This is a genomic window from Extensimonas perlucida (assembly GCF_007655255.1).
Taxonomy (GTDB): domain Bacteria; phylum Pseudomonadota; class Gammaproteobacteria; order Burkholderiales; family Burkholderiaceae_C; genus Extensimonas; species Extensimonas perlucida.
The window spans coordinates 244591-263093 of sequence record NZ_VMYE01000001.1 but is presented as its reverse complement, the minus strand read 5'-3'; the positions used below and the strand labels follow the sequence as shown (position 1 = coordinate 263093).

20 protein-coding genes are annotated in these 18503 nt (G+C 70.7%); 14 read left to right on the top strand and 6 right to left on the bottom strand.

Translation table 11 applies throughout. The features are described 5' to 3' along the window. Nucleotides 1–2: 2 nt before the first annotated feature. Nucleotides 3–803, top strand: coding sequence for an adenosylcobinamide-GDP ribazoletransferase (locus FK527_RS01450; protein ID WP_144728942.1), 801 nt, complete (start codon nt 3–5; stop codon nt 801–803). Here the strand turns inward: FK527_RS01450 and thpR are convergent. Next, nucleotides 776–1393, bottom strand: coding sequence for an RNA 2',3'-cyclic phosphodiesterase (gene thpR / locus FK527_RS01445; RefSeq protein ID WP_144728939.1), 618 nt, complete (start codon nt 1391–1393; stop codon nt 776–778). The two genes, FK527_RS01450 and thpR, sit on opposite strands and share 28 nt — an antisense overlap. A gap of 290 nt (nt 1394–1683) precedes the next feature. Between thpR and FK527_RS01440 the strand changes: the two genes are divergently transcribed. After that, nucleotides 1684–1896 carry a DUF2188 domain-containing protein gene (locus FK527_RS01440; RefSeq protein WP_144728937.1) on the top strand — a complete coding sequence of 71 codons (213 nt, stop codon included), beginning with the start codon at nt 1684–1686 and terminating at the stop codon, nt 1894–1896. Further along, the gene (locus FK527_RS01435) at nt 1889–2512 is read left to right on the top strand and encodes a histidine phosphatase family protein (RefSeq protein ID WP_144728935.1); all 624 of its coding nucleotides are present in this window, start codon (nt 1889–1891) and stop codon (nt 2510–2512) included. The genes FK527_RS01440 and FK527_RS01435 overlap by 8 nt, the downstream gene beginning before the upstream one ends. 28 nt (nt 2513–2540) lie before the next feature. On the opposite strand, the gene FK527_RS01430 is transcribed toward FK527_RS01435, so the two are convergent. Next, on the bottom strand, nt 2541–3023 hold the full coding sequence (locus tag FK527_RS01430) for a type II secretion system protein N (protein WP_144728933.1): 483 nt from the start codon (nt 3021–3023) through the stop codon (nt 2541–2543). Nucleotides 3024–3275: 252 nt separating this feature from the next. Here FK527_RS01430 and gspG point away from each other — a divergent pair, with 252 nt between their 5' ends. From gspG to FK527_RS01380, 10 genes are read left to right on the top strand one after another with little or no spacing between them, the layout of a single operon-like run. Next, the gene (gspG, locus tag FK527_RS01425; RefSeq protein ID WP_246072637.1) at nt 3276–3653 is read left to right on the top strand and encodes a type II secretion system major pseudopilin GspG; all 378 of its coding nucleotides are present in this window, start codon (nt 3276–3278) and stop codon (nt 3651–3653) included. Between the two features lie 28 nt (nt 3654–3681). Further along, nucleotides 3682–4140, top strand: coding sequence for a prepilin-type N-terminal cleavage/methylation domain-containing protein (locus tag FK527_RS01420; RefSeq protein WP_246072616.1), 459 nt, complete (start codon nt 3682–3684; stop codon nt 4138–4140). 59 nt (nt 4141–4199) lie between these two features. Then, on the top strand, nt 4200–4616 hold the full coding sequence (gene gspI, locus FK527_RS01415) for a type II secretion system minor pseudopilin GspI (protein ID WP_281287812.1): 417 nt from the start codon (nt 4200–4202) through the stop codon (nt 4614–4616). 20 nt (nt 4617–4636) lie between these two features. Beyond that, a complete protein-coding gene (locus tag FK527_RS01410) occupies nt 4637–5437 on the top strand; it encodes a PulJ/GspJ family protein (protein ID WP_144728929.1) in 801 nt (266 codons plus the stop codon). Nucleotides 5438–5442: 5 nt separating this feature from the next. Next, nucleotides 5443–6504 (top strand): type II secretion system minor pseudopilin GspK, encoded by a 1062-nt coding sequence (gene gspK / locus FK527_RS01405; RefSeq protein ID WP_186298352.1) that lies wholly within the window; start codon nt 5443–5445, stop codon nt 6502–6504. Between the two features lie 24 nt (nt 6505–6528). Then, entirely contained in the window at nt 6529–7851 is a 1323-nt protein-coding gene (gene gspL / locus FK527_RS01400; protein WP_144728927.1) for a type II secretion system protein GspL, read from the top strand. An 8-nt stretch (nt 7852–7859) separates the two neighbouring features. Then, nucleotides 7860–8390, top strand: coding sequence for a type II secretion system protein GspM (gspM, locus tag FK527_RS01395; protein WP_144728925.1), 531 nt, complete (start codon nt 7860–7862; stop codon nt 8388–8390). Nucleotides 8391–8395: 5 nt separating this feature from the next. Then, nucleotides 8396–9235, top strand: a complete 840-nt coding sequence (gspN, locus tag FK527_RS01390; protein WP_425460389.1) for a type II secretion system protein N — start codon at nt 8396–8398, stop codon at nt 9233–9235. 4 nt (nt 9236–9239) lie between these two features. Next, entirely contained in the window at nt 9240–11600 is a 2361-nt protein-coding gene (gene gspD, locus FK527_RS01385) for a type II secretion system secretin GspD (protein WP_144728923.1), read from the top strand. 5 nt (nt 11601–11605) lie between these two features. Next, the gene (locus tag FK527_RS01380; RefSeq protein WP_144728922.1) at nt 11606–12994 is read left to right on the top strand and encodes a GspE/PulE family protein; all 1389 of its coding nucleotides are present in this window, start codon (nt 11606–11608) and stop codon (nt 12992–12994) included. Between the two features lie 116 nt (nt 12995–13110). Here the strand turns inward: FK527_RS01380 and FK527_RS01375 are convergent, their stop codons facing one another. Continuing rightward, nucleotides 13111–14106 (bottom strand): DMT family transporter, encoded by a 996-nt coding sequence (locus FK527_RS01375; protein WP_144728920.1) that lies wholly within the window; start codon nt 14104–14106, stop codon nt 13111–13113. Nucleotides 14107–14367: 261 nt separating this feature from the next. On the opposite strand from FK527_RS01375, the gene FK527_RS01370 reads away from it, so the two are divergent. After that, nucleotides 14368–14769 (top strand): EF-hand domain-containing protein, encoded by a 402-nt coding sequence (locus FK527_RS01370; protein ID WP_144728918.1) that lies wholly within the window; start codon nt 14368–14370, stop codon nt 14767–14769. 260 nt (nt 14770–15029) lie between these two features. On the opposite strand, the gene FK527_RS01365 is transcribed toward FK527_RS01370, so the two are convergent. The 3 genes from FK527_RS01365 to FK527_RS01355 are packed head-to-tail and all read right to left on the bottom strand — an operon-like array spanning nt 15030 to nt 18491. Next, nucleotides 15030–16238 (bottom strand): ABC transporter permease, encoded by a 1209-nt coding sequence (locus FK527_RS01365; protein ID WP_144728917.1) that lies wholly within the window; start codon nt 16236–16238, stop codon nt 15030–15032. 1 nt (nt 16239) lies between these two features. After that, the gene (locus FK527_RS01360) at nt 16240–17085 is read right to left on the bottom strand and encodes an ABC transporter ATP-binding protein (RefSeq protein ID WP_144728915.1); all 846 of its coding nucleotides are present in this window, start codon (nt 17083–17085) and stop codon (nt 16240–16242) included. Continuing rightward, nucleotides 17082–18491: an efflux RND transporter periplasmic adaptor subunit gene (locus FK527_RS01355; RefSeq protein ID WP_144728913.1), complete on the bottom strand. Its 1410-nt coding sequence runs from the start codon at nt 18489–18491 to the stop codon at nt 17082–17084. Before FK527_RS01355 ends, FK527_RS01360 begins: the two co-directional genes overlap by 4 nt. Nucleotides 18492–18503 lie beyond the last annotated feature (12 nt).

The window sequence follows — 18503 nt, the reverse complement described above, 5'->3', positions numbered from 1 at the left end:
CGATGCGCCAAGCCCTGCGCCACTACCTGCTCGCGCTGCAGTTTTTCACACGCATCCCCATCACGGGCCGGCTCGCGCACTGGGTGGGTTACAGCCCGGCCCTGCTGCGCGCGAGCGCTGCGCATTTCCCGGGCGTGGGCTGGATCGTCGCAGGCGTGGCGGCGCTCGTGTATGCGGCGCTCGCCCTGGCGCTGGCGCCCAAGCCCTGGGCGAGCGCGGTGGCGGCGGTGTTTTGCACCATTGCCACGGTGCTGCTCACGGGCGGCTTTCATGAGGATGGCCTGTGCGACGTGGCCGACGGGCTGGGGGGCAGCTTGGCGCGCGAGCGTGCGCTCGAAATCATGAAGGATTCGCGCATCGGGGCCTATGGTGCGATGGCGCTGGTGCTCGCGCTGCTGGCCAAGGTCAGCCTGCTCGCGCTGCTGGGCGCGCAAAGCCCCGCGCCTGCGCTCGCGGCGCTCGCGGGTGCACACGTGCTGTCGCGCTTGTGGCCGCTGCTCCTCGTGCGCACGCTGGTGCATGTGGGTGACAGCGCACGCTCCAAGAGCAAACCCTTGGCCGACCAGATCAGCGCCAGCGCGCTCGCCGCGGCTTTTTTGTGGTGTTTGATGCCGCTGGCGCTCGTCTGGTGGGCGCAATCAGCTTTGTTTTTGGTAGCGGCTTGCACGCTCAGCGCACTCGCCGCGGCGTGGCTCGCGTGGCGCTTTGCGCGGCGCCTGCAGGGCTACACGGGCGACTGCCTGGGCGCCGTGCAGCAGGTCGGTGAGATCGGCTTTTACCTGGGCGCGGCGCTGGCCTGGTAATGGTGCAGCACCTGGTAGCGCGTGCCCACGGTTTTCTGGGGCGCACTGGGCGCCAACACGGGGCACGATTCGACGAGCGCATAGCGCGTGACATGCCAGCGCACAGGGCTTGCGAGCGGCGCAGGGACGGGCCCGTCGTAGCGCCGCGCGAGCGTGACGTGTGGGCGGAACGCGCGCTGCTCTACGGGCAGGTCCAAACGCCGCAGCGCCGCGCCCAGCGCCGCGTGCAAGTCCGCGAGCGCGGGCGGCGGCTCGTCGGGCAGCGCCACGAGCGTGCCACGCGGCCAGCGTTCGCAGCGGCGCAAGGCCAGATCGAAGGGCGCAAAGGGCACGCGCAAACCCTCGACCAGCGCCGGCAGCCGCTGCCGCGGCAGCGCGCCCAGAAAATGCAAAGTCAAGTGCATCTGCTGCGGTGGCACCCTGCGACCCGGCGCGGCCTCTGGCGCCAGACCGAGGCGTTGCGCCAGGGCAGTGGCCCAAGCAGCCGTAGGCCACAGCGCAAGGAACAGGCGTGCGGTGGCAGGCGCGGCTGGGGGTGCAGCCGTGGACTGCACAGCGGGGGCGGGCGAGGAGCGTGCGGCGGGGGACATGGAGCGCAGTGCTTTACCGTCACGACTTACGCAAATCGGGGTTAGGCAAAACGTTCGCCCGATGGCAAAACACCTCGCCGCATCCTTGTTTGTGTAAGTCCAGACCGTGTATCTTTCAACCCAGATTGTTCATGAGGACGCGGGACGATGGCTATAGCCGGGAGGCATCCATATAAGAAGTCCATGGCCGGTGCCATGGACGCCGAAGCAGCGGCCAAAATGGCCGGCAGACGTCCGCCAGCGCCCGCGTAGGTGCGCAGCACCGCCTCATGGACAATCTGGGTTCAATCATGCCCTGGAACGCAGACCACTACCCCGTCGCTATGCGGCACTTGAGCACACCTGCGCGCCGCAAGGCCATAGAAATCGCCAACGCCTTGCTCGCTGAAGGGATGGACGAAGGCCGCGCGATCCGCATCGCGATCGCCAAGGCCAAGGAATGGGCCGCGCACCACGGTTTACCCGTGCACGACGACGCATGGGATGGCACACGCGATGCCTGAAAACGCCTCGGCAAGCGCGGCGGGCGGCGCGCAATTGTGGCTCGTGCGGCATGCGCGGCCGCTCGTGGCGCCGGGCGTCTGCTATGGGCGCCTCGACGTAGCGGCCGATGCTGCGGCCACGCGCGCGTGTGCGCAGCGCCTCGCGCAGGCGCTGCCGCAGGGTATGCAGGTGGCTTATTCGACGCTACAACGATGTGAGCTGCTTGCGAAGTATCTACGCGCGCTACGGCCAGATTTGACCTATAAACCCGAGGCGCGCCTGTGCGAGCTCGATTTCGGCCAGTGGGAGGGCCGCGCCTGGATCGACATCGGCCAGGCGGCGCTGGAACACTGGGTGCAGGACTTTGCCACGCACCGCCCCGGCGGCGGCGAAACCTTGGCGGAGATGCTGGCGCGCGTCGCGCAGGCGCTGCAGCAGGCGCGCGCGCAGGCCCGCCGGATGGGGCAGTCGCAGCTGTGGATCACGCATGCCGGCGTGGCGCGTTGCGTGGCCTGGCTACAAGCGCAGGGCTACGCGCACGACCACACCTTGGACGGCGTGCGCCTGCCCCAGGCCCATGAATGGCCGCAGCAGACTCTGGCGTGGGGGGAGTGGCAGCAGATCGCGCTGCGCTGAGGGCAGAGGGCAGCGCGCAGCGCGCGCCTCAAGGCTTGCGCGGCAGCTCGAGCGTGAGCGTGGCCGGGCCGCCGGGCGGGCCCAGGCGCGCCTCGCGCGGGCCGAGCGCGAGCAGCACCAGGCCATGCTCGACCTGCGCGCCCACGCGGTACGGTTTGGGCGGCTTGCCATCGACCGCGATCAGCGCCGCGCCGCCGCCGCTTTGCTGCCCCGCGAGCACGCCGATGAGGGCGAAGCGGCTCGCGAGCGAGGGTTGCGGCGCCGCGGCAGCCAGCGGCGCCGCGCCGGCGCCGAGCAGGCGCGCGATCGCCTGCATGTCGGGCGCGGCAGGGGCCGTGGCCACGGCGGGCAGTGCAGCCTGCTCGGGCCGGCCCGCCAGGCGCAAGCCCCAATAGGCCACGCTCGCCGTCGCAAGCAGCCACAGCACGAAGGTGGCCAGGCGCACGCCCCAGGCGGCCCCGCCAGGGGGCGCCGAGGCGCCGCGCGCCGCAAAGGATGGAAAGCGCAACATGCGGGGATTATCATGCACAAGCTTGCCGCGCTTGCCGCGGCGGCTTTTGGCCTTTTCACCCACGACTAACGCAAATCGGGCTCAGGCAAGGCGTCCGCCCCATGGCAAAACACTTCGCTGCATCCTTGTTTGCGTAAGTTCCGTCACCGTTCGTTCCCCAGAGTTCCTGCCGTGCCTTTTCCTACCCTCCGCTCCCGCCCTACCGCCACCCGCCGCCCGCGTACGCAGCGCGGCTTCACGCTGATCGAGCTCATGGTGGTGCTGGTCATCATCGGGGTGCTGGCCGCGCTGATCGTGCCCAACGTGCTCAGCCGCACCGACGACGCACGCGCCACCGCGGCGCGTACCGACATTGCCAACCTCGTGCAGGCGCTCAAGCTCTACCGCCTCGACAACCAGCGCTACCCCACGGCCGAGCAAGGCTTGCAGGCGCTGGTCAGCAAGCCCGCCACGGGCCCGGTGCCGGGCAACTGGCGCCCCTACATCGACAAGCTGCCCAACGACCCCTGGGGCCGGCCTTATCAGTACCTGAACCCGGGCATCAAGGGCGAGATCGACGTCATGTCCTTCGGCGCGGACGGTCAGCCGGGCGGTGAAGGCAAGGACGCCGACATCGGCAGCTGGCAGTGAAAATTATCATTTGTATAGCTACTAGCGCTTGTCCATCGTGCCTTTGCGGCATTTTTCATTGAAAAAGCAAAGCGGCTTCACGCTGCTCGAACTGCTCGTCGTGATCGCGATCATGGCGCTCGCGACGGCGGGCGTGAGCCTGTCTTTGCGCGACGGCGGCCAGGCGCAGCTCGAGCGCGAGGCCGAGCGGCTCGCAGCGCTGCTCGAAGCGGGGCGGGCGCAGTCGCGCGCGAGCGGCGTGCCCGTGCGCTGGCGCGTGCTCGCGCAGGGCGGCTTTCGCTTCGAGGGTCTGCCGCAGGGCAGCAGCCTGCCGCAGCAATGGCTGGACGCACGCACCACGGTGCTGGGCGCGGACAGCCTGCTGCTGGGCCCCGAGCCGCTGATCGCGCCGCAGCAGGTCGTGCTCACGCGCGCCGACCTTGCCGGCCCTGCGCTGCGCGTGGCCACGGACGGCTTGCATCCATTTCACGTCGAGCCGCTGCCATGAGCCCCGCGATGCCACCGTGCGCACGCCGTGCGCGACGCCCACGCCGCGGCGCCAAAGGCTTGCGCCGCCTCCAGCCAAGCCTCCACTCCAGCTTACATGCCCGTGCCCACTTCAATCCACGGCGCAGCGCCGGCTTCACGCTGGTCGAGGTGCTGGTGGCGCTCGCCATCGTGGCCACGGCGCTGCTTGCGGGCGTGCAGGCGACGAACGCGCTCACGCGCCATGCGCAGCGCGAGGCCGACGTGCTGCTCGCGCAGCTGTGCGCCGAAAACGAGCTCGTCAAGGTGCGCCTGGCGCGCCAGATGCCCGACGTGGGCGACAGCACCCAGGCGTGCGCGCAGGCCGGGCGCGAGCTCGCGGTGGCCGTGCACGTGCGCCCCACGCCGAACCCGAGCTTTCGGCGTGTGGAGGCGCAGGTGTTCGACGAGGGCGCGCACCCCGTCCTGCGCCTGGCGACCATCGTCGGGCGCTATTGAACAAGCCGCACCGCGCCGCCATGAACGTCTTGCGCTGCCTCGCCTTTCGCCCACTCCCGCGCCCGGCGGGCCCGGTGCGCAGGCCCCGCGGGCGCGGCGCACCGCAGGCTCGCCTACGCAGCCCGCACGGCTTCACGCTGATCGAGCTGCTCGTGGCGCTGGCGCTCATGGCGCTGATGGCGCTCATGAGCTGGCGCGGCATCGACGGCATGCTGCGCACGCAGGGGCAGACGCGCACCCGCGCCGACGCGCTGCTGGTGCTGCAGACGGCGCTGGGCCAGTGGGGCGCAGACCTCGACGCCATGCTCGCGCTGCCCTACTCCGTGCCCATAGACTGGGACGGCCAGGTGCTGCGCATCACGCGGCGCAGCAGTGCGCCCAGCGACGAAGGCGCGCTCGTGGTCGCCTGGACGCGCCGCGGTACGGCGAGCGGCGCGCAGTGGCTGCGCTGGCAGTCGCCCCCGCTGCGCACGCGCGCCGCGTGGCAGCAAGCCTGGCAGCAGGCCGCGCAATGGGCGCGCAACCCCAGCAGCGCCGACCAGCAGCGTGAAGTGGCGCTGCTGCCCATAGACGGCTGGCAGATTTTTTATTTCCGCGGCAATGCCTGGTCGAACCCGCTCTCGAGCAGCGGCGCTGCGGCACCCGCCAGCGCAAGTCCAGGCGCGGCCGGCCTGCCGCTTTTGGGCACGCCCGGCACCACAGCCACTTCGGCCATGCCCGACGGCGTGCGCCTGCTGCTCACGCCTAGCCCCGGGCAGGCGCTCGCGGGCCAGATCACGCGCGACTGGGCCAGCCCTTTGCTCGGAGGTGGCAAGTCGTGAACGCCATGCACACCAAGCACGCGCGCCAAAGCCCAGCGCTGCAGCCCGCGCAGCGCAAACTGCCCGTCCGATCCCGACGCCCGCAGCCGCCGGGGGCCAGGCCGCGCGGCGCGGCGCTGCTCGCGGCCATGCTCACGGTGACGCTGGTGGCCACGCTCGCGGCGACGGCGCTGTGGCAGCAGTGGCGCGCGGTGGAAGTCGAAACCGCCGAGCGCGCGCGCGTGCAGGCCGCGTGGATCATGCTCGGCGCGCTCGACTGGTCGCGCCTGATCCTGCGCCAAGACGCGTCTTCGGGCGGCGCCGACCACCTGGGCGAACCCTGGGCCATGCCGCTGCAGGAAGCGCGCCTGTCTTCGTTCCTCGCGGGCGAGGGCAACGCGGCCCCGCCCGAGGACGCGAGCACCGACCTCAGCGACGCCTTTCTGTCGGGCCAGATCCTGGACCTGCAAGGGCGTCTGAACCTCAGCAACCTGGTGCTCGGCGGCAAGGTGCAGGAGACGGCGCTGCACCAGTTCGAGCGCCTGTTCGCCAACCTGGGCCTGCCTGCGGCCGAGCTCGACTTGCTGGTGCAGGCCTTGCTGCAAACGCAAGCGCCAGCCAACGCCGAGAGCGACACGCCGCTGCTGCCGCCCAGCGTGGCGCAACTGGGCTGGCTGGGCCTCGCGCCCGCCACGGTGGCCGCGCTCGCGCCCTACGTGGTGCTGCTGCCGCAGCAAACACCCGTCAACCTGAATACCGCGCCGGCCGAGGTGCTGCAGGCCGCGATAGCAGGCATAGACCGCGCCGACGCGCAAAGGCTGGTGCAGGCGCGCGCGGGGCGCCATTTCAGCAACCTCAACGAAGTGCGCGACCGGCTCGGCGCCAAGGCCGTGGTCAGCGACAGCCTGCACAGCGTGGCCTCGGCCTTTTTCGAGGCGCGCGGGCAGTTGCGCCTGGGCGAGATCGTCGTGGGCCAGCGCTCGCTGCTGTACCGCCAAGGCGTCAACGTGCGCACGCTCTGGAGCGAGCGCGGGGCCTTTCCGCTGGTCGCGGACAGCGCCGGCGCTGCCGACACAGTGAACCCCTAAAATGGCCCGCCCTCCTACCGCCCCATGAGCACGCTGATCGTCTCCCTGCCCGCCGCGCCGGCCCAGCCTGGGCCCAGCCTGGCCTATGCCTACACCCTCACAGCCGACGGCCACACGGCGCTGCAGCATGGCACGGCTGCGGCGCCGCTGCTGCCCGCGCCCGCGCGCCCCGGCGGCGAGGTAGTGGCCGTGGTGCCGGTGCAGGCGCTGTCGTGGCAGCGCGTGCAGTTACCCGCGGGCGTGGGCCTCGCCGGCCTTTCGGGCGCGCTGCCCGCTGGCATGGGCAGCGCCGCGGCGCGCCTGCGCAAGGTGCTCGAAGGTCTGCTCGAAGACCGGCTGCTCGACGAGCCCGCGCAACTGCACTTTGCCGTGGCGCCGGACGCCGCGGCCGCAGCGCGCGCCGGCGCGCCGCTGTGGGTGGCCGTGTGCGAGCGCGCCTGGCTGCGCGCGCACCTGCAGGCGCTCGAAGCCGCAGGCCGCGCCGTGGCGCGCGTGGTGCCCGAATTCGCCCCCGGCGCCACGGCCAGCGGCGCCGCCGAGGTGCATGTGCTCGGCTCTCCCGAAGACCCCTGGCTCGTCATTTGCGGCCACGGCGCCGAGCAATCCGTGCTCGCGCTGCCACTCTCGCCCGAGAGCTGGCACCAGTGGGCGATGCCCGCGCTCGGCGGCGCGCCGGGCGGCGCTGTAGCCGTGGACGGCGGCGCGCCCGTGCTTGCCGAACCCGCCGTGGCCGCGCTCGCCGAAAAGCTGCTCGGTGCTCCTGTCACACTGCACACGGCGAGCGCACGCGCGCTTGCCGCGGCGCGCGGGCGCTGGGATTTGGCGCAGTTCGACCTCGCGAGCACCGCGCACACGCGCCTTGTGCGCAAGCTCGGCGGCGCGGCGAATGCCTTGTGGCACGCGCCGCAGTGGCGCGCCGCGCGCTGGGGCGCGGGCGTGCTCGCAGCGGCGCAGCTGCTGGGGCTCAACGCCTGGGCCTGGCAAGAGCGCCACGCGCTCGCAGCCAAGGAAGCCGCCGTGCGCGCCGCGCTCACCGCGAGCTTCCCGCAGGTCAAAGTGGTCGTCGATGCGCCCGCGCAAATGGAGCGCGAACTCGAATTGCTGCGCCAGCGCGCAGGCGCCGTGTCGGCACGCGACTTCGAACCCATGCTCGCCGCGGTGGCCGCAGCGCTGCCGCCGGGCCAGTTGCCCACGGCCATCGAATACAGCCTTGGCGAGCTGCACCTGCGCGGCCTCGCGCCCGGCGCCGACGAGCAAACCGCCCTGCGCACGCGCCTTGCCGCCGCGGGCTACGACTGCCGCCTCGAAGACGGCGCCTTGATCGTGCGCGCAGCGAAAACTCCGTGACCCCACCCATGCCCACTTCCTTCCCCTGGCAGGCACTGCAAAACCGTTGGCAAACGCTCGCCGCGCGCGAACGTGCTCTCGTGCGCGCCGCCGCCGCGATGCTCGCGCTCGCGCTGCTGTGGTGGCTGGCGCTGGCGCCGGCGCTCGATACGCTGCGCCGCGCCCCGGCGCGCCACGCGCAGCTCGATGCGCAGCTGCAGCGCATGCGCACGCTGCAGGCCGAGGCGCAGCAACTGCAGGCGCAAGCGCGCAGCGAGCCCGGCGACGCCCCCGCCGCGCTGCGCCGCAGCCTCGCGCAAACCCTGGGCGGCAGCGCGCAGCTCAACCTGCTGGGCGAGCGCGCCACCGTGACGCTGCAAGGCGCCCCGGCGCAGGCGCTTGCGCAATGGCTGCTGCAGGCGCGCAGCAATGCGCACGCCGTGCCCGTCGAAGTGCGCCTCGCGCGCAACGCTGGCGCATCCGCCGGGGCCGGTGCTGGCGCCGAGCCGCGCTGGGACGGCACGCTGGTGCTAGCCTTGCCCCAGCCGCCGGCAAACTGAACCGCATGACCATGGCCCGCGCCACCACACTTCGCTCGCCCGTTCGCCCGCCCGCGTCCGCGCGCCTGGGCGCTGCGCCGCACGCGCCCTGGGGCTGGGCCGTAGCGGGCGCCGGCGTGGGGCTGCTCGCGGCGCTCGCCCTGTGTGCGCCCGCGCAATGGCTCGCGCAGGGCGTGGCGCGCGCGAGCGCGGGGCGCGTGTTGCTGCTGCAGGCACGCGGCACGGTCTGGACGGGCTCGGCACAGTTCGCACTCAGCGGCGGCCCCGCAAGCCGCGACCGCGCCGCGCTGCCGGGCCGCGTGCATTGGCGGCTGCGCCCCGGCCTGCGCGGCCTGCAGCTGCAACTGCAGGCCGACTGCTGCACTACCGCGCCGCTGCAGGTGCAAGTGCGCCCACGCTGGGGCGGCGCCGCCGTGCGCGTGCAAGACCAGCAAAGCGACTGGCCCGCAGCCATCCTCGCGGGGCTGGGTGCGCCCTGGAACAGCCTGCAGCCGCAAGGCCGGCTGGTGCTGCGCACCCAAGGCTTGCAAGCCACGTGGGCCGCGGGCCGGCTGGTGCTGCAGGGGCAGGCGCAGCTCGATCTGCTCGACTTTTCCTCGCGCCTGGCCACGCTGCGGCCGCTGGGCAGCTACCGGCTGCTGCTGCAGGGTGGCGAAGTGCCCACGCTGCAACTCAGCACGCTGGACGGCGCGCTGCGCCTGCAGGGCGCGGGCCAATGGGTGGGCCAGCGGCTGCGCTTTTCGGGCGAGGCCAGCGCCGCGCCCGAGCGCGCCGCGGCGCTCGACAATCTGCTGAACATTCTCGGGCGGCGCGACGGTGCGCGCGCCCTCCTCTCCTTGGGTTGACCGTATGCGCTCCTCGTTTGCTCCCCTGTGGCCAAGGCCCTGGCATCTTGCTTTGACTTCCATAGCTGCCAGCGCTTTGCTGATAAGCGCTAGCGGCCCAATTCATGCTCAAAATTCCGGCTCCAGCAGCGCGCAGCGCAGTGCGGACGGCGCCAGCGTGCGCCCCGGTGAGCCCGTGACGCTCAACTTCGTGAATGCCGACATCGAAGCCGTGGCGCGCACCATGGCCACGATCACGGGGCGCAACGTGGTCGTCGATCCGCGCGTCAAGGGCCAGCTCAACCTCATCACCGAACATCCCGTGCCGCCCGCAGCCGCGTTCCAGCAATTCCTCGCGGCGCTGCGCCTGCAGGGCTTCACGGTGGTCGAGTCGGCCGGGCTCTACAAGGTCGTGCCCGAGGCCGAGGCCAAGCTGCAGGGCGGCAGCGTGGCCGTGTCGGGCGGCGGCGGGCGCGGCGGCGCGACGGCGGGCGTGCCTGGCGGCGGGCAGATCGTCACGCAAATCTTCAAGCTCAATTACGAAAACGCGAACAACCTGGTGCCCGTGCTGCGCCCCTTGATCAGCCCGAACAACACCATCAACGTGAGCCCCGGCACGAACGCGCTGGTCATCACCGACTACGCCGACAACCTGCAGCGCCTCGCGCGCATCATCGCTGCGATGGACGTGGCGAATGCGAGCGACGTCGAGGTGATTCCGCTCAAGAACGCCGTCGCCTCCGAGCTCGCGCCGCTGGTCTCGCGCCTGATCGAAGGCAGCAGCACCAGTGCCGCCGCGGCGGCGCCAGGGCAGGCGCCGGGCCAGGGCGACGGCGCGTTCAAAACCACGCTGCTCGCCGAGCCGCGCAGCAACGCGCTGATTCTGCGCGCGGCCAACCCCGCGCGCGTGGCCCTGGTGCGCACGCTGGTGCAAAAGCTCGACCAGCCGCCGCTGCCCGGCAGCAGCGCCGCAAGCGGCAACATCCATGTGGTCTATCTGAAAAACGCCGACGCCGTGAAGCTCGCCGCCACGCTGCGCGCCGCCGTCGCCGCGATGGACACGGGTGCCAACGCCACGGCTGGCGGCGCTGCGGCGGCCGCCAGCGGCAGCAGCCCCATGCTGCGCACCGCAGCCGCGACGGGCCTCGCCGGCAGCCAGGGCAGCGGCGCCATGGGTGGCATGGGCGCGGGCCTGGGCAGCGGCGCCACCTTGAGCAGCGGCGCGAATGCCAACCAGCCCTCCACGGGCGGCATGATCCAGGCCGACCCGACGACCAACTCGCTCATCATCACCGCGCCAGAGCCGCTGTACCGCCAGCTGCGCAACGTGATCGACCAGCTCGACGGGCGGCGCGCGCAGGTGCTGGTCGAGAGCCTGATCGTGGAGGTGTCGGCAAGCAAGCTGGCCGAATTCGGCGTGCAGTGGCAGGCCATCCTGGGCAACAAGGGCGACGGCACCATAGGCGCCATAGGCACCAACTCGAACAACAGCGGCGCCAACATCCTGGGCGTTACCGGTGCCATCGCGAGCAATTCAGTCGCTGGCATTACCTCGCTGGCCAAGGGCATGAACCTGGCCATCGCGCCGCGCGTGGCCGGGCAGTATTACCTGGGCATGCTCGCCAACTTTTTGGAAAACAGCGGCGACGCCAACGTGCTCTCCACCCCCAACCTGATGACGCTGGACAACGAGGAGGCCGCGATCGTCGTGGGCAGCAACGTGCCCTTCGTGACCGGCTCCTACGCCAACAGCATGGGCAACAACACCGTGAACCCCTTCACCACGGTGGAGCGCCGGGACGTGGGCCTGATGCTGCGCGTGCGCCCCACGATCAACGAAAACGGCACCGTCAAGATGGCGATCTACCAGGAGGTCTCGAAGATCGACAGCGCCACAACCAAAGACCCCAACGGCCCCACCACGAGCAAGCGCTCGATCGAGTCCAACGTGCTGGTCGAAGACGGCGGCATCATCGTCATCGGCGGTCTGCTCGAAGACAGCTACGCGCAGGCCGACGACAAGGTGCCGCTCTTGGGCGACATTCCGGGCCTGGGCAACCTGTTTCGCAACACCAACCGCACGCGCACCAAGACCAATCTGATGGTGTTCCTGCGCCCCATCGTGGTGCGCGACGCCAGCACGAGCGAGGCGCTCATGACCGACCGCTACGAGGCCATACGCGCCGTGCAGCAGGCCGCGCAGCCCGAACAGCGCGCACTGCTCAACGCCGTCTCGGGCGCGCCGGTGTTGCCTGCGCTGCCCATGCAGCCGGCCAAGACATCGCCGACCACGGGTGCCACGCCCGCCACGCCTGCCGCTGTTGCCCCCACCACGCCAGCCGCCGCGCCAAGCGCCACCCCAGCGCCCGCTGGCGGCAGCCAGTAAAACCCATGCGCTACCCCCTGCCCTACGCATTCGCGCGCAGCGCGCAACTGCTGCTCGAAGACGACGGCCAGCAGCCCGTGCTCTGGCACGGCCCCGCGCCCGACGCCGGCGCGCTCGGCGAAGTGCTGCGCAAATACGCCGTGCGCCGCCTGCTGCCGCTTGACGCCGCGGGCCTCGCGCAGCGCATCAGCGCGGCCTACGCGCAGGGCGAATCGAGCGCCGCCGCGGTGGTCAGCGAAGTCGAGTCCGACGCCGACCTCTCGCGCATCATGCAGGAGCTGCCCGCGGTCGAAGACCTGCTCGAAGCCGCCGACGACGCGCCCATCATCCGCATGCTCAACGCGCTGCTCACGCAGGCCGCGCGCGACGGCGCGAGCGACATCCACATCGAGCCCTACGAGCGCCACAGCAGCGTGCGCTTTCGCATCGACGGCGACCTGCGCGAGGTGGTGCAGCCGCACCGCGCGCTGCACGCCGCGCTGATTTCGCGCCTCAAGATCATGGCCGACCTCGACATCGCCGAAAAGCGCCTGCCGCAGGACGGCCGCATCAGCCTGCGCCTGGGCACGCGCGCCATCGACGTGCGCGTCTCCACGCTGCCCAGCGCGCACGGCGAGCGCGCCGTGCTGCGCCTGCTCGACAAGAGCGAGAGCCGCCTGAGCCTCGAAGCCGTGGGCATGCAGGGCGAGGTGCTGCGCCGCTTCGAGGCGCTGATCGCGCAGCCGCACGGCATCATCCTCGTCACCGGCCCCACGGGCTCGGGCAAGACGACCACGCTGTACGCCGCGCTCGCGCGCCTGGACGCCGCGCACAGCAACATCATGACGGTGGAAGACCCGATCGAGTACGAGCTGCCCGGCGTGGGCCAGACGCAGGTCAACCCCAAGATCGACCTGACCTTCGCCAAGGCCCTGCGCGCCATCCTGCGCCAGGACCCGGACGTGATCATGATCGGCGAGATCCGCGACTTCGAAACCGCGCAGATCGCGATCCAGGCCAGCCTCACGGGCCACCTCGTGCTCGCCACGCTGCACACCAACGACGCCGCGAGCGCCGTCACGCGCCTCAATGACATGGGCGTGGAGCCGTTCCTGCTCAGCAGCTCGCTGCTGGGCGTGCTCGCGCAGCGCCTGGTGCGCAAATACTGCAGCGCCTGCCACGGCCAGGGCTGCGACGCCTGCGGCCACACCGGCTACGCCGGGCGCACGGGCGTGTTCGAGCTGCTCGTGGCCGACGAAACCATCCGCGCGCAGATCCACGCGCAAGCGCCCGAAGCCACCATCCGCGCCAGCGCCCTCGCCGCCGGCATGACGCTGATGCGCGACGACGGCGAACGTCTGATCGCCGCAGGCATCACGAGCCGCGAGGAAGTGCTGCGCGTGACGCGGGATTGAGCATCAAATTGGGCCATAGCGCCCGTCTTGCTTGCGCTGGTCGCTATGTTTTTGAGATTCCCGCCTGAATCGATCGGGTTCTGAAAAGCGAGATCAACCGTATTCGCTGCGACGCTTCACGCCCGCCGTGGCCGCAGCACCAGACCCAGCCCGGCCATGATGGGCAGCGCGCCGAGCAGGTCAGACAGGGGGATGCGTTCGCCGAGCAGCAGCACTGCGAGCAAGGTGCCGAACAGCGGGTTCAGCAAGTGGAAGCTGCTCGCGCGGGCAGCGCCGCCATGGCGCACCAGCCACAGCAGCATCAAGGTGGTGCCGATCGACACCACCACCGCGAGGTACAGCAGGCTGCCGAAAAATGCCGCGCCCGGCAGCACGGCCAGCCCCTCGCGCCACCAGGCGAGCGGCAGCAGCACGAGGCCGCTCACGGGCAGCTGGATCAGCGCGATGCGCCACGGATCGAGCCGGCCCGCGATCTGCCGGTACAGCAAGGTCGAAACCGACAAGGCCACCGTGCCCAGCAGGATCAGCGCCACGCCGTGCAGGTCGGCAGCCCCCGAGAGCGCCCGTGCGCGCATGATCCACACCACGCCCGCAAAGCCCGCAGCGAGCCCCGCGGCGGCGCGCCAGCCGAGCCGCTCGCGCAGCGCCAGCGCCGCGAGCGCCGAGGTCATCAATGGGCTGGTGCTCACGAGAATGGTGGTGAGCCCCGCGGGCACCGTGCGCATGCCCACGAAGGCCAGGCCCAGATAGACGGCATTGTTGAGCAAGCCCGCAAGCGGCGCCACGAGCCCATCGCGCCGTTGCTGCGCTTTGCGTGCATGTTCGGGCTGCCCCACGGCGCCGACACCATGCGCACCACCGGGCACGCCACCGCGCACATCACCGCGCACACTGGAGATCGGCCACACCAGCAGCCCCGCGAGCAAAAAGCGCAGGCTCAGCAAAGTCAAAGGCCCACTCGCTGCCATGCCAACCTTGCCCGCGATGAAGGCCGAGCTCCACACGAAGCTGAACAGCGTCCCCATCAGCGCGAAGCGCAGTAGCGAAACCGGGGGCGGCGCAGCTGCAGGAGTGGCGACAGAAGCGACGCCGGGAATTGCAGGACGGTGCATGCGGATTTCCTCTCGGAGTGGCGCGCGACCCGCGCACCTTGCGCACGGCTCGCTGCGCGAGCTTATCAATGTTTTTGCCACTTTGCGCTGATGTATCCAGCGCAAGCAGCTATGAAAACATAAGCAAAGGACGCCTGCCCCCGATGTTACACAAGGCAGAAAAATGTGGACTCGGGCAACAGCAGGAAAGATTGCTGGCCCTGGCCGCCTTGCTGCGGTGCAATGAAGCCTCGTTCAACCACTTGCTTGAAAGGAGCTTTCATGAAAGCACAGCAACGATGCCTTTTCCCGTTCGAGACGCGCAGCGTGATGCTTTTTGCAGCCCTGACCCTGGGCGGCCTGGGTGCGGCGCAGGCGCAGGGCAACGCGCCCGCACCACAGTGGGGGCCATCGGGAGCATCGGAAAAATCGACGCCACGCGCGAATGCACAGGCCGCCAAGCCCGAGAGCAGCCAGACCGGCGCCCCCACGGACGGCCAGGCCAGTGGCCAGACCGATGCCGTGGACGAGGCTTTCGAGCGCGCCGACGCCAACCAGGATGGCCAGCTGAACCCGCAAGAGGCCGCCACGCTGCCCGCGATCGGCCAGCGCTTCCAGGCGCTCGATGCAGACCGCAACGGCATGCTCTCACGCGCCGAATTCGCACGCGGCGCGCAGCCGTAAGCCTTTATCCCAGATTGTTCATTAGGACGGGGAATGGCCATTCCCCGTCATTGCGAGGGCCGAAGGCCCGCGGCAATCCATGGGGCCGTCGCCACAGCGCCTGCGCACGCTGCAATGGACGGGACTGGATTGCCGCGCCCCTGCGGGGCTCGCAATGACGGGTTTCCTTGCAGCGGCCAAAATGACCGGGAGCCGCCCGCCAACGCCCGCGTAGGTGCGCAGCACCGCCTCATGGACAATCTGGGTTTATTGTTTCGTTTTCACTCGTGCCGCAGCGCCTCGATCGGGTCGAGCCGCGCGGCGCGGCGTGCGGGGAAGTAGCCGAACACCACGCCGATGGCTGCGGAAAACGCGAACGAAAGCAGGTTCACGCCCACGTTCACGGTGTAGGGCACGCCCATCAGGAAGGCCAGGCCGAGCGAGGCCAGCGCCGCGAGCACGATGCCCACGAGGCCGCCGAGCGCGGCCAGCACCACGGCTTCGATCAAGAACTGCATCAGCACCTCGCCCTCGAGCGCGCCAATGGCCAGGCGCAGGCCGATTTCGCGCGTGCGCTCGGTCACGCTCACGAGCATGATGTTCATGATGCCTATGCCGCCCACGAGCAGGCTCACCGCGGCCACGGCGCCGAGCAAGGTGGTGAGCACGCGCGTGGTGCCCGAGAGCGTGTCGGCGAGCTGCTTGGTGTCGAGCACGTTGAAGTTGTCCTCGTCGGTGCTCGCGAGCTTGCGCCGCTCGCGCAGCAGCTGGGTGAGGCTGGCCTTGACGCGCTCGGGGTCGCTGCCGTCCTGCATGGACACGAGCAGCGTGTTTACGCGCGTGTTGCCCGTGACGCGGCGCTGGTAGGTCTTGAGCGGCATGAGCACCACGTCGTCCTGGTCGTTGCCGAACGCGCCCTGCCCCTTGGAGCCGAGCACGCCTATGACCTCGCACGAGAACGCCTTCACGCGCAGGTACTCGCCGAGCGGGTCGCCCGATTCGCCAAAGAGCTCGCGCCGCACGGTCTCGCCGATCAGGCACACGGCGGAGCCGGCGCGCAGTTCGGCGTCGCTGAAGTCGCGGCCCGCGCGCACCGTCCAGTTGCCCACTTGCAGCCAGGCGTTGGTGCTGCCCGTGACGATGGTGGTCCAGTTGCGCCCGTTGGCGACCGCGGTGGTGCTGGTGCGCGCCTCGGGCGCCACGGCGGCGATGCCGCCGATCTGCTGCGCGATGGCGTCGGCGTCCACGTCCTTGAAGGCCGGCGCACCACCGCCGCCGCCGGGGCCCATGCGCTGGCCGGGGCGGATCTGCAGCAAATTGGTGCCCAGGCTCGCGATCTGGTTCTGGATGGCCTGCGTGGCGCCATTGCCCAGCGTGACCATGGTGATGACCGCGCTCACACCTATCACTATGCCCAGCACCGTGAGAAAGGAGCGCAGCAGGTTGCGCCGGATCGAGCGCAGCGCGAGCAAGATGGTGTTCAGCAGCATCTCAGGCGCCCCCCTCGCTTGCCGCAGCCGGGGCGGGCTGGTTGGCCTGGGTGGGCAGCGCCTCTGCCGCCGTGACGCTTTTGTGGCCCGGGCGCAGCATCAAAGGTGCGGGGTTGGGGGCGTCGCGCTCCACCTGACCATCGACGAAGTGCACGATGCGCCGCGCGTAGTCGGCCATGTCGTGCTCGTGCGTGACCATGAGCACGGTGATGCCGTGCTCGACGTTCAGGCGCCACAGCAGCTCCATGATTTCGTGGCTGCGGTGCGTGTCGAGGTTGCCCGTGGGCTCGTCGGCGAGCAGCACCACCGGCGCCGTGACGATGGCGCGCGCGATCGCCACGCGCTGCTGCTGCCCGCCCGAGAGCTCGGCCGGCGTGTGGTGCTCCCAGCCCTTGAGGCCCACGTCCGCGAGCGCCTGCGCGGCCGCGGCGTGGCGCTTGGCCGCGGGCTCGCCGCGGTACAGCAGCGGCAGCTCGACGTTTTCGAGCGCGGTGGTGCGCGGCAGCAGGTGAAAGCCCTGGAACACGAAGCCGAAGTAGCGCCGCCGCAGCAGCGCGCGCTCGTCGCGCGTGAGCCCTTCGACATGCACACCGCGAAACAGGTACGCGCCCGTGCTCGGGTGGTCCAGGCAGCCGAGGATGTTCATGGCCGTCGATTTGCCCGAGCCGCTCGGCCCCATGATGGCCACGAAGTCGCCCTGCTGCACGTCGAGGCTGATGCCCTTGAGCGCCTGGAAGGCCAAAGCCCCTTCGCCATAGACCTTGGTCACACCGCGCAGGCCGATCAAGGGCTGTGATAGCGGCGACGAAGGTGGCTGGGGCGGCGCGGCGCCTTGCGCTGCGCTCATGGCTTGGCCCCGGCGCGGCGCTGATCGACGATCACGGCCATGCCGGGCTGCAGGCCACCGCCGCTGACTTCGGTCACGCGCCCGTCGCTGATGCCCACCTGCACGCGCACGGGCTGCGGCTGGCCGTCCTTGAGCAGCCACAGCTGGCGCTCGTTGCCGCCCTGCGCAAGCGCCGCGGGGCCCTTGGCCACGGTGCCGGCCTTGCGCGCGTTGCGCGGCATGTGCGGCATGAGCTGCGCCATGATGCCGCCGCCCGAACCACCAGACCGCGTCGCGCCCGGCGTGGACGCCGCGCCAGCCCCTGCCACCGCACCGCCCGCCTGCGTGGGCGTGAAGCGCAGCGCCGTGTTGGGCACCAGCAGCACGTCCTTGCGCTCGGTGGCGACGATGGTCGCGGTGGCCGTCATGCCGGGGCGCAGGGCCAGGTCGTGGTTGTCCACGTCCAGCCAGGTGGTGTAGGTGACCACGTTGTCGGTCTTGGTCGAGCCGAAGGACACGCGCGTGACCTCGGCCGGAAAGCGCCGCGTGGGGTAGGCGCTGACCGTGAAGCTGGACGGCTGCCCCACGCGCACCACGCCCACGTCGGCCTCATCGACGTCGGCATAGACGCGCAGGTGCCTCAGGTCTTCGGCGAGCGTGAGCAAGGTCACGGCCTGCAGCGACGCGGCCACGGCGTTGCCGGGCTCGACCGTGCGCGCGAGCACCACACCGTCTATGGGCGAGCGGATCGAGGCCTTGGCGAGGTTGGTCTCGTCGGTGGAAAGCGCCGCGCGCGCGTCCTGCACGCTGGCGCGCGCGCTGGCCTCGTCGGCGCGTGCACGCTCCAGCGTCGCGAGGCCCGTGTCTAGCTCGGCCGCCGAGGGCACCTTGCCGCCCGACAGGCGCGCCACCTCTTGCAGGCGCGCGTAGTTTGCCTGGGCCTCTTTGGTCGTGGCCTCGGCCTGCGCAAGCCTGGCCTGCGCCGCGGCGAGCGTGGCGCGCGAGCGCTGCACCTGCGCTTCGAGCTTGGCGGTGTCGAGCACGATCAGCACCTGGCCCTTTTGCACGCGGTCGTTCACGTCCACGAACACGTCGCGCACCGTGCCCGAGAGTTCGCTGCCTATGGCCACCGAGCGCGTAGGCTGCAGGATACCGTTGGCCATCACGCTGAGCGTGAGGTTGCCGCGGCGCACCGTTTCGGTGACGTAGCTCGGCGCGGCGCTGGCGCTTTGCTGCACACGCCAATAGTAGCCACCGCCCGCCACGAGCACGAGCGCAAACAGGCCCAGCCAAACGCCAGGGCGCTGCCACCAGCGGCGCACCAGGCCGTCGCCGAGCAGTTTTTTCAGCTCGGCCACATCGGGCCGGGTCTGTGCCGCGGGCGCTGCAGCCGGTGCCGGGGAAGCCGAAGAATCAGAAGATGTCATGGGGGTGCCAAC

What these genes read in the sequence shown, in the direction of transcription:
- FK527_RS01450 (WP_144728942.1), top strand. Translation starts at nt 3, where the DNA reads ATGCGCCAAGCCCTGCGCCACTACCTGCTCGCGCTGCAGTTTTTCACA.
- thpR (WP_144728939.1), bottom strand. Translation starts at nt 1,393, where the DNA reads ATGTCCCCCGCCGCACGCTCCTCGCCCGCCCCCGCTGTGCAGTCCACG.
- FK527_RS01440 (WP_144728937.1), top strand. Translation starts at nt 1,684, where the DNA reads ATGCCCTGGAACGCAGACCACTACCCCGTCGCTATGCGGCACTTGAGC.
- FK527_RS01435 (WP_144728935.1), top strand. Translation starts at nt 1,889, where the DNA reads ATGCCTGAAAACGCCTCGGCAAGCGCGGCGGGCGGCGCGCAATTGTGG.
- FK527_RS01430 (WP_144728933.1), bottom strand. Translation starts at nt 3,023, where the DNA reads ATGTTGCGCTTTCCATCCTTTGCGGCGCGCGGCGCCTCGGCGCCCCCT.
- gspG (WP_246072637.1), top strand. Translation starts at nt 3,276, where the DNA reads ATGGTGGTGCTGGTCATCATCGGGGTGCTGGCCGCGCTGATCGTGCCC.
- FK527_RS01410 (WP_144728929.1), top strand. Translation starts at nt 4,637, where the DNA reads ATGAACGTCTTGCGCTGCCTCGCCTTTCGCCCACTCCCGCGCCCGGCG.
- gspK (WP_186298352.1), top strand. Translation starts at nt 5,443, where the DNA reads ATGCACACCAAGCACGCGCGCCAAAGCCCAGCGCTGCAGCCCGCGCAG.
- gspL (WP_144728927.1), top strand. Translation starts at nt 6,529, where the DNA reads ATGAGCACGCTGATCGTCTCCCTGCCCGCCGCGCCGGCCCAGCCTGGG.
- gspM (WP_144728925.1), top strand. Translation starts at nt 7,860, where the DNA reads ATGCCCACTTCCTTCCCCTGGCAGGCACTGCAAAACCGTTGGCAAACG.
- gspN (WP_425460389.1), top strand. Translation starts at nt 8,396, where the DNA reads ATGACCATGGCCCGCGCCACCACACTTCGCTCGCCCGTTCGCCCGCCC.
- gspD (WP_144728923.1), top strand. Translation starts at nt 9,240, where the DNA reads ATGCGCTCCTCGTTTGCTCCCCTGTGGCCAAGGCCCTGGCATCTTGCT.
- FK527_RS01380 (WP_144728922.1), top strand. Translation starts at nt 11,606, where the DNA reads ATGCGCTACCCCCTGCCCTACGCATTCGCGCGCAGCGCGCAACTGCTG.
- FK527_RS01375 (WP_144728920.1), bottom strand. Translation starts at nt 14,106, where the DNA reads ATGCACCGTCCTGCAATTCCCGGCGTCGCTTCTGTCGCCACTCCTGCA.
- FK527_RS01370 (WP_144728918.1), top strand. Translation starts at nt 14,368, where the DNA reads ATGAAAGCACAGCAACGATGCCTTTTCCCGTTCGAGACGCGCAGCGTG.
- FK527_RS01365 (WP_144728917.1), bottom strand. Translation starts at nt 16,238, where the DNA reads ATGCTGCTGAACACCATCTTGCTCGCGCTGCGCTCGATCCGGCGCAAC.
- FK527_RS01360 (WP_144728915.1), bottom strand. Translation starts at nt 17,085, where the DNA reads ATGAGCGCAGCGCAAGGCGCCGCGCCGCCCCAGCCACCTTCGTCGCCG.
- FK527_RS01355 (WP_144728913.1), bottom strand. Translation starts at nt 18,491, where the DNA reads ATGACATCTTCTGATTCTTCGGCTTCCCCGGCACCGGCTGCAGCGCCC.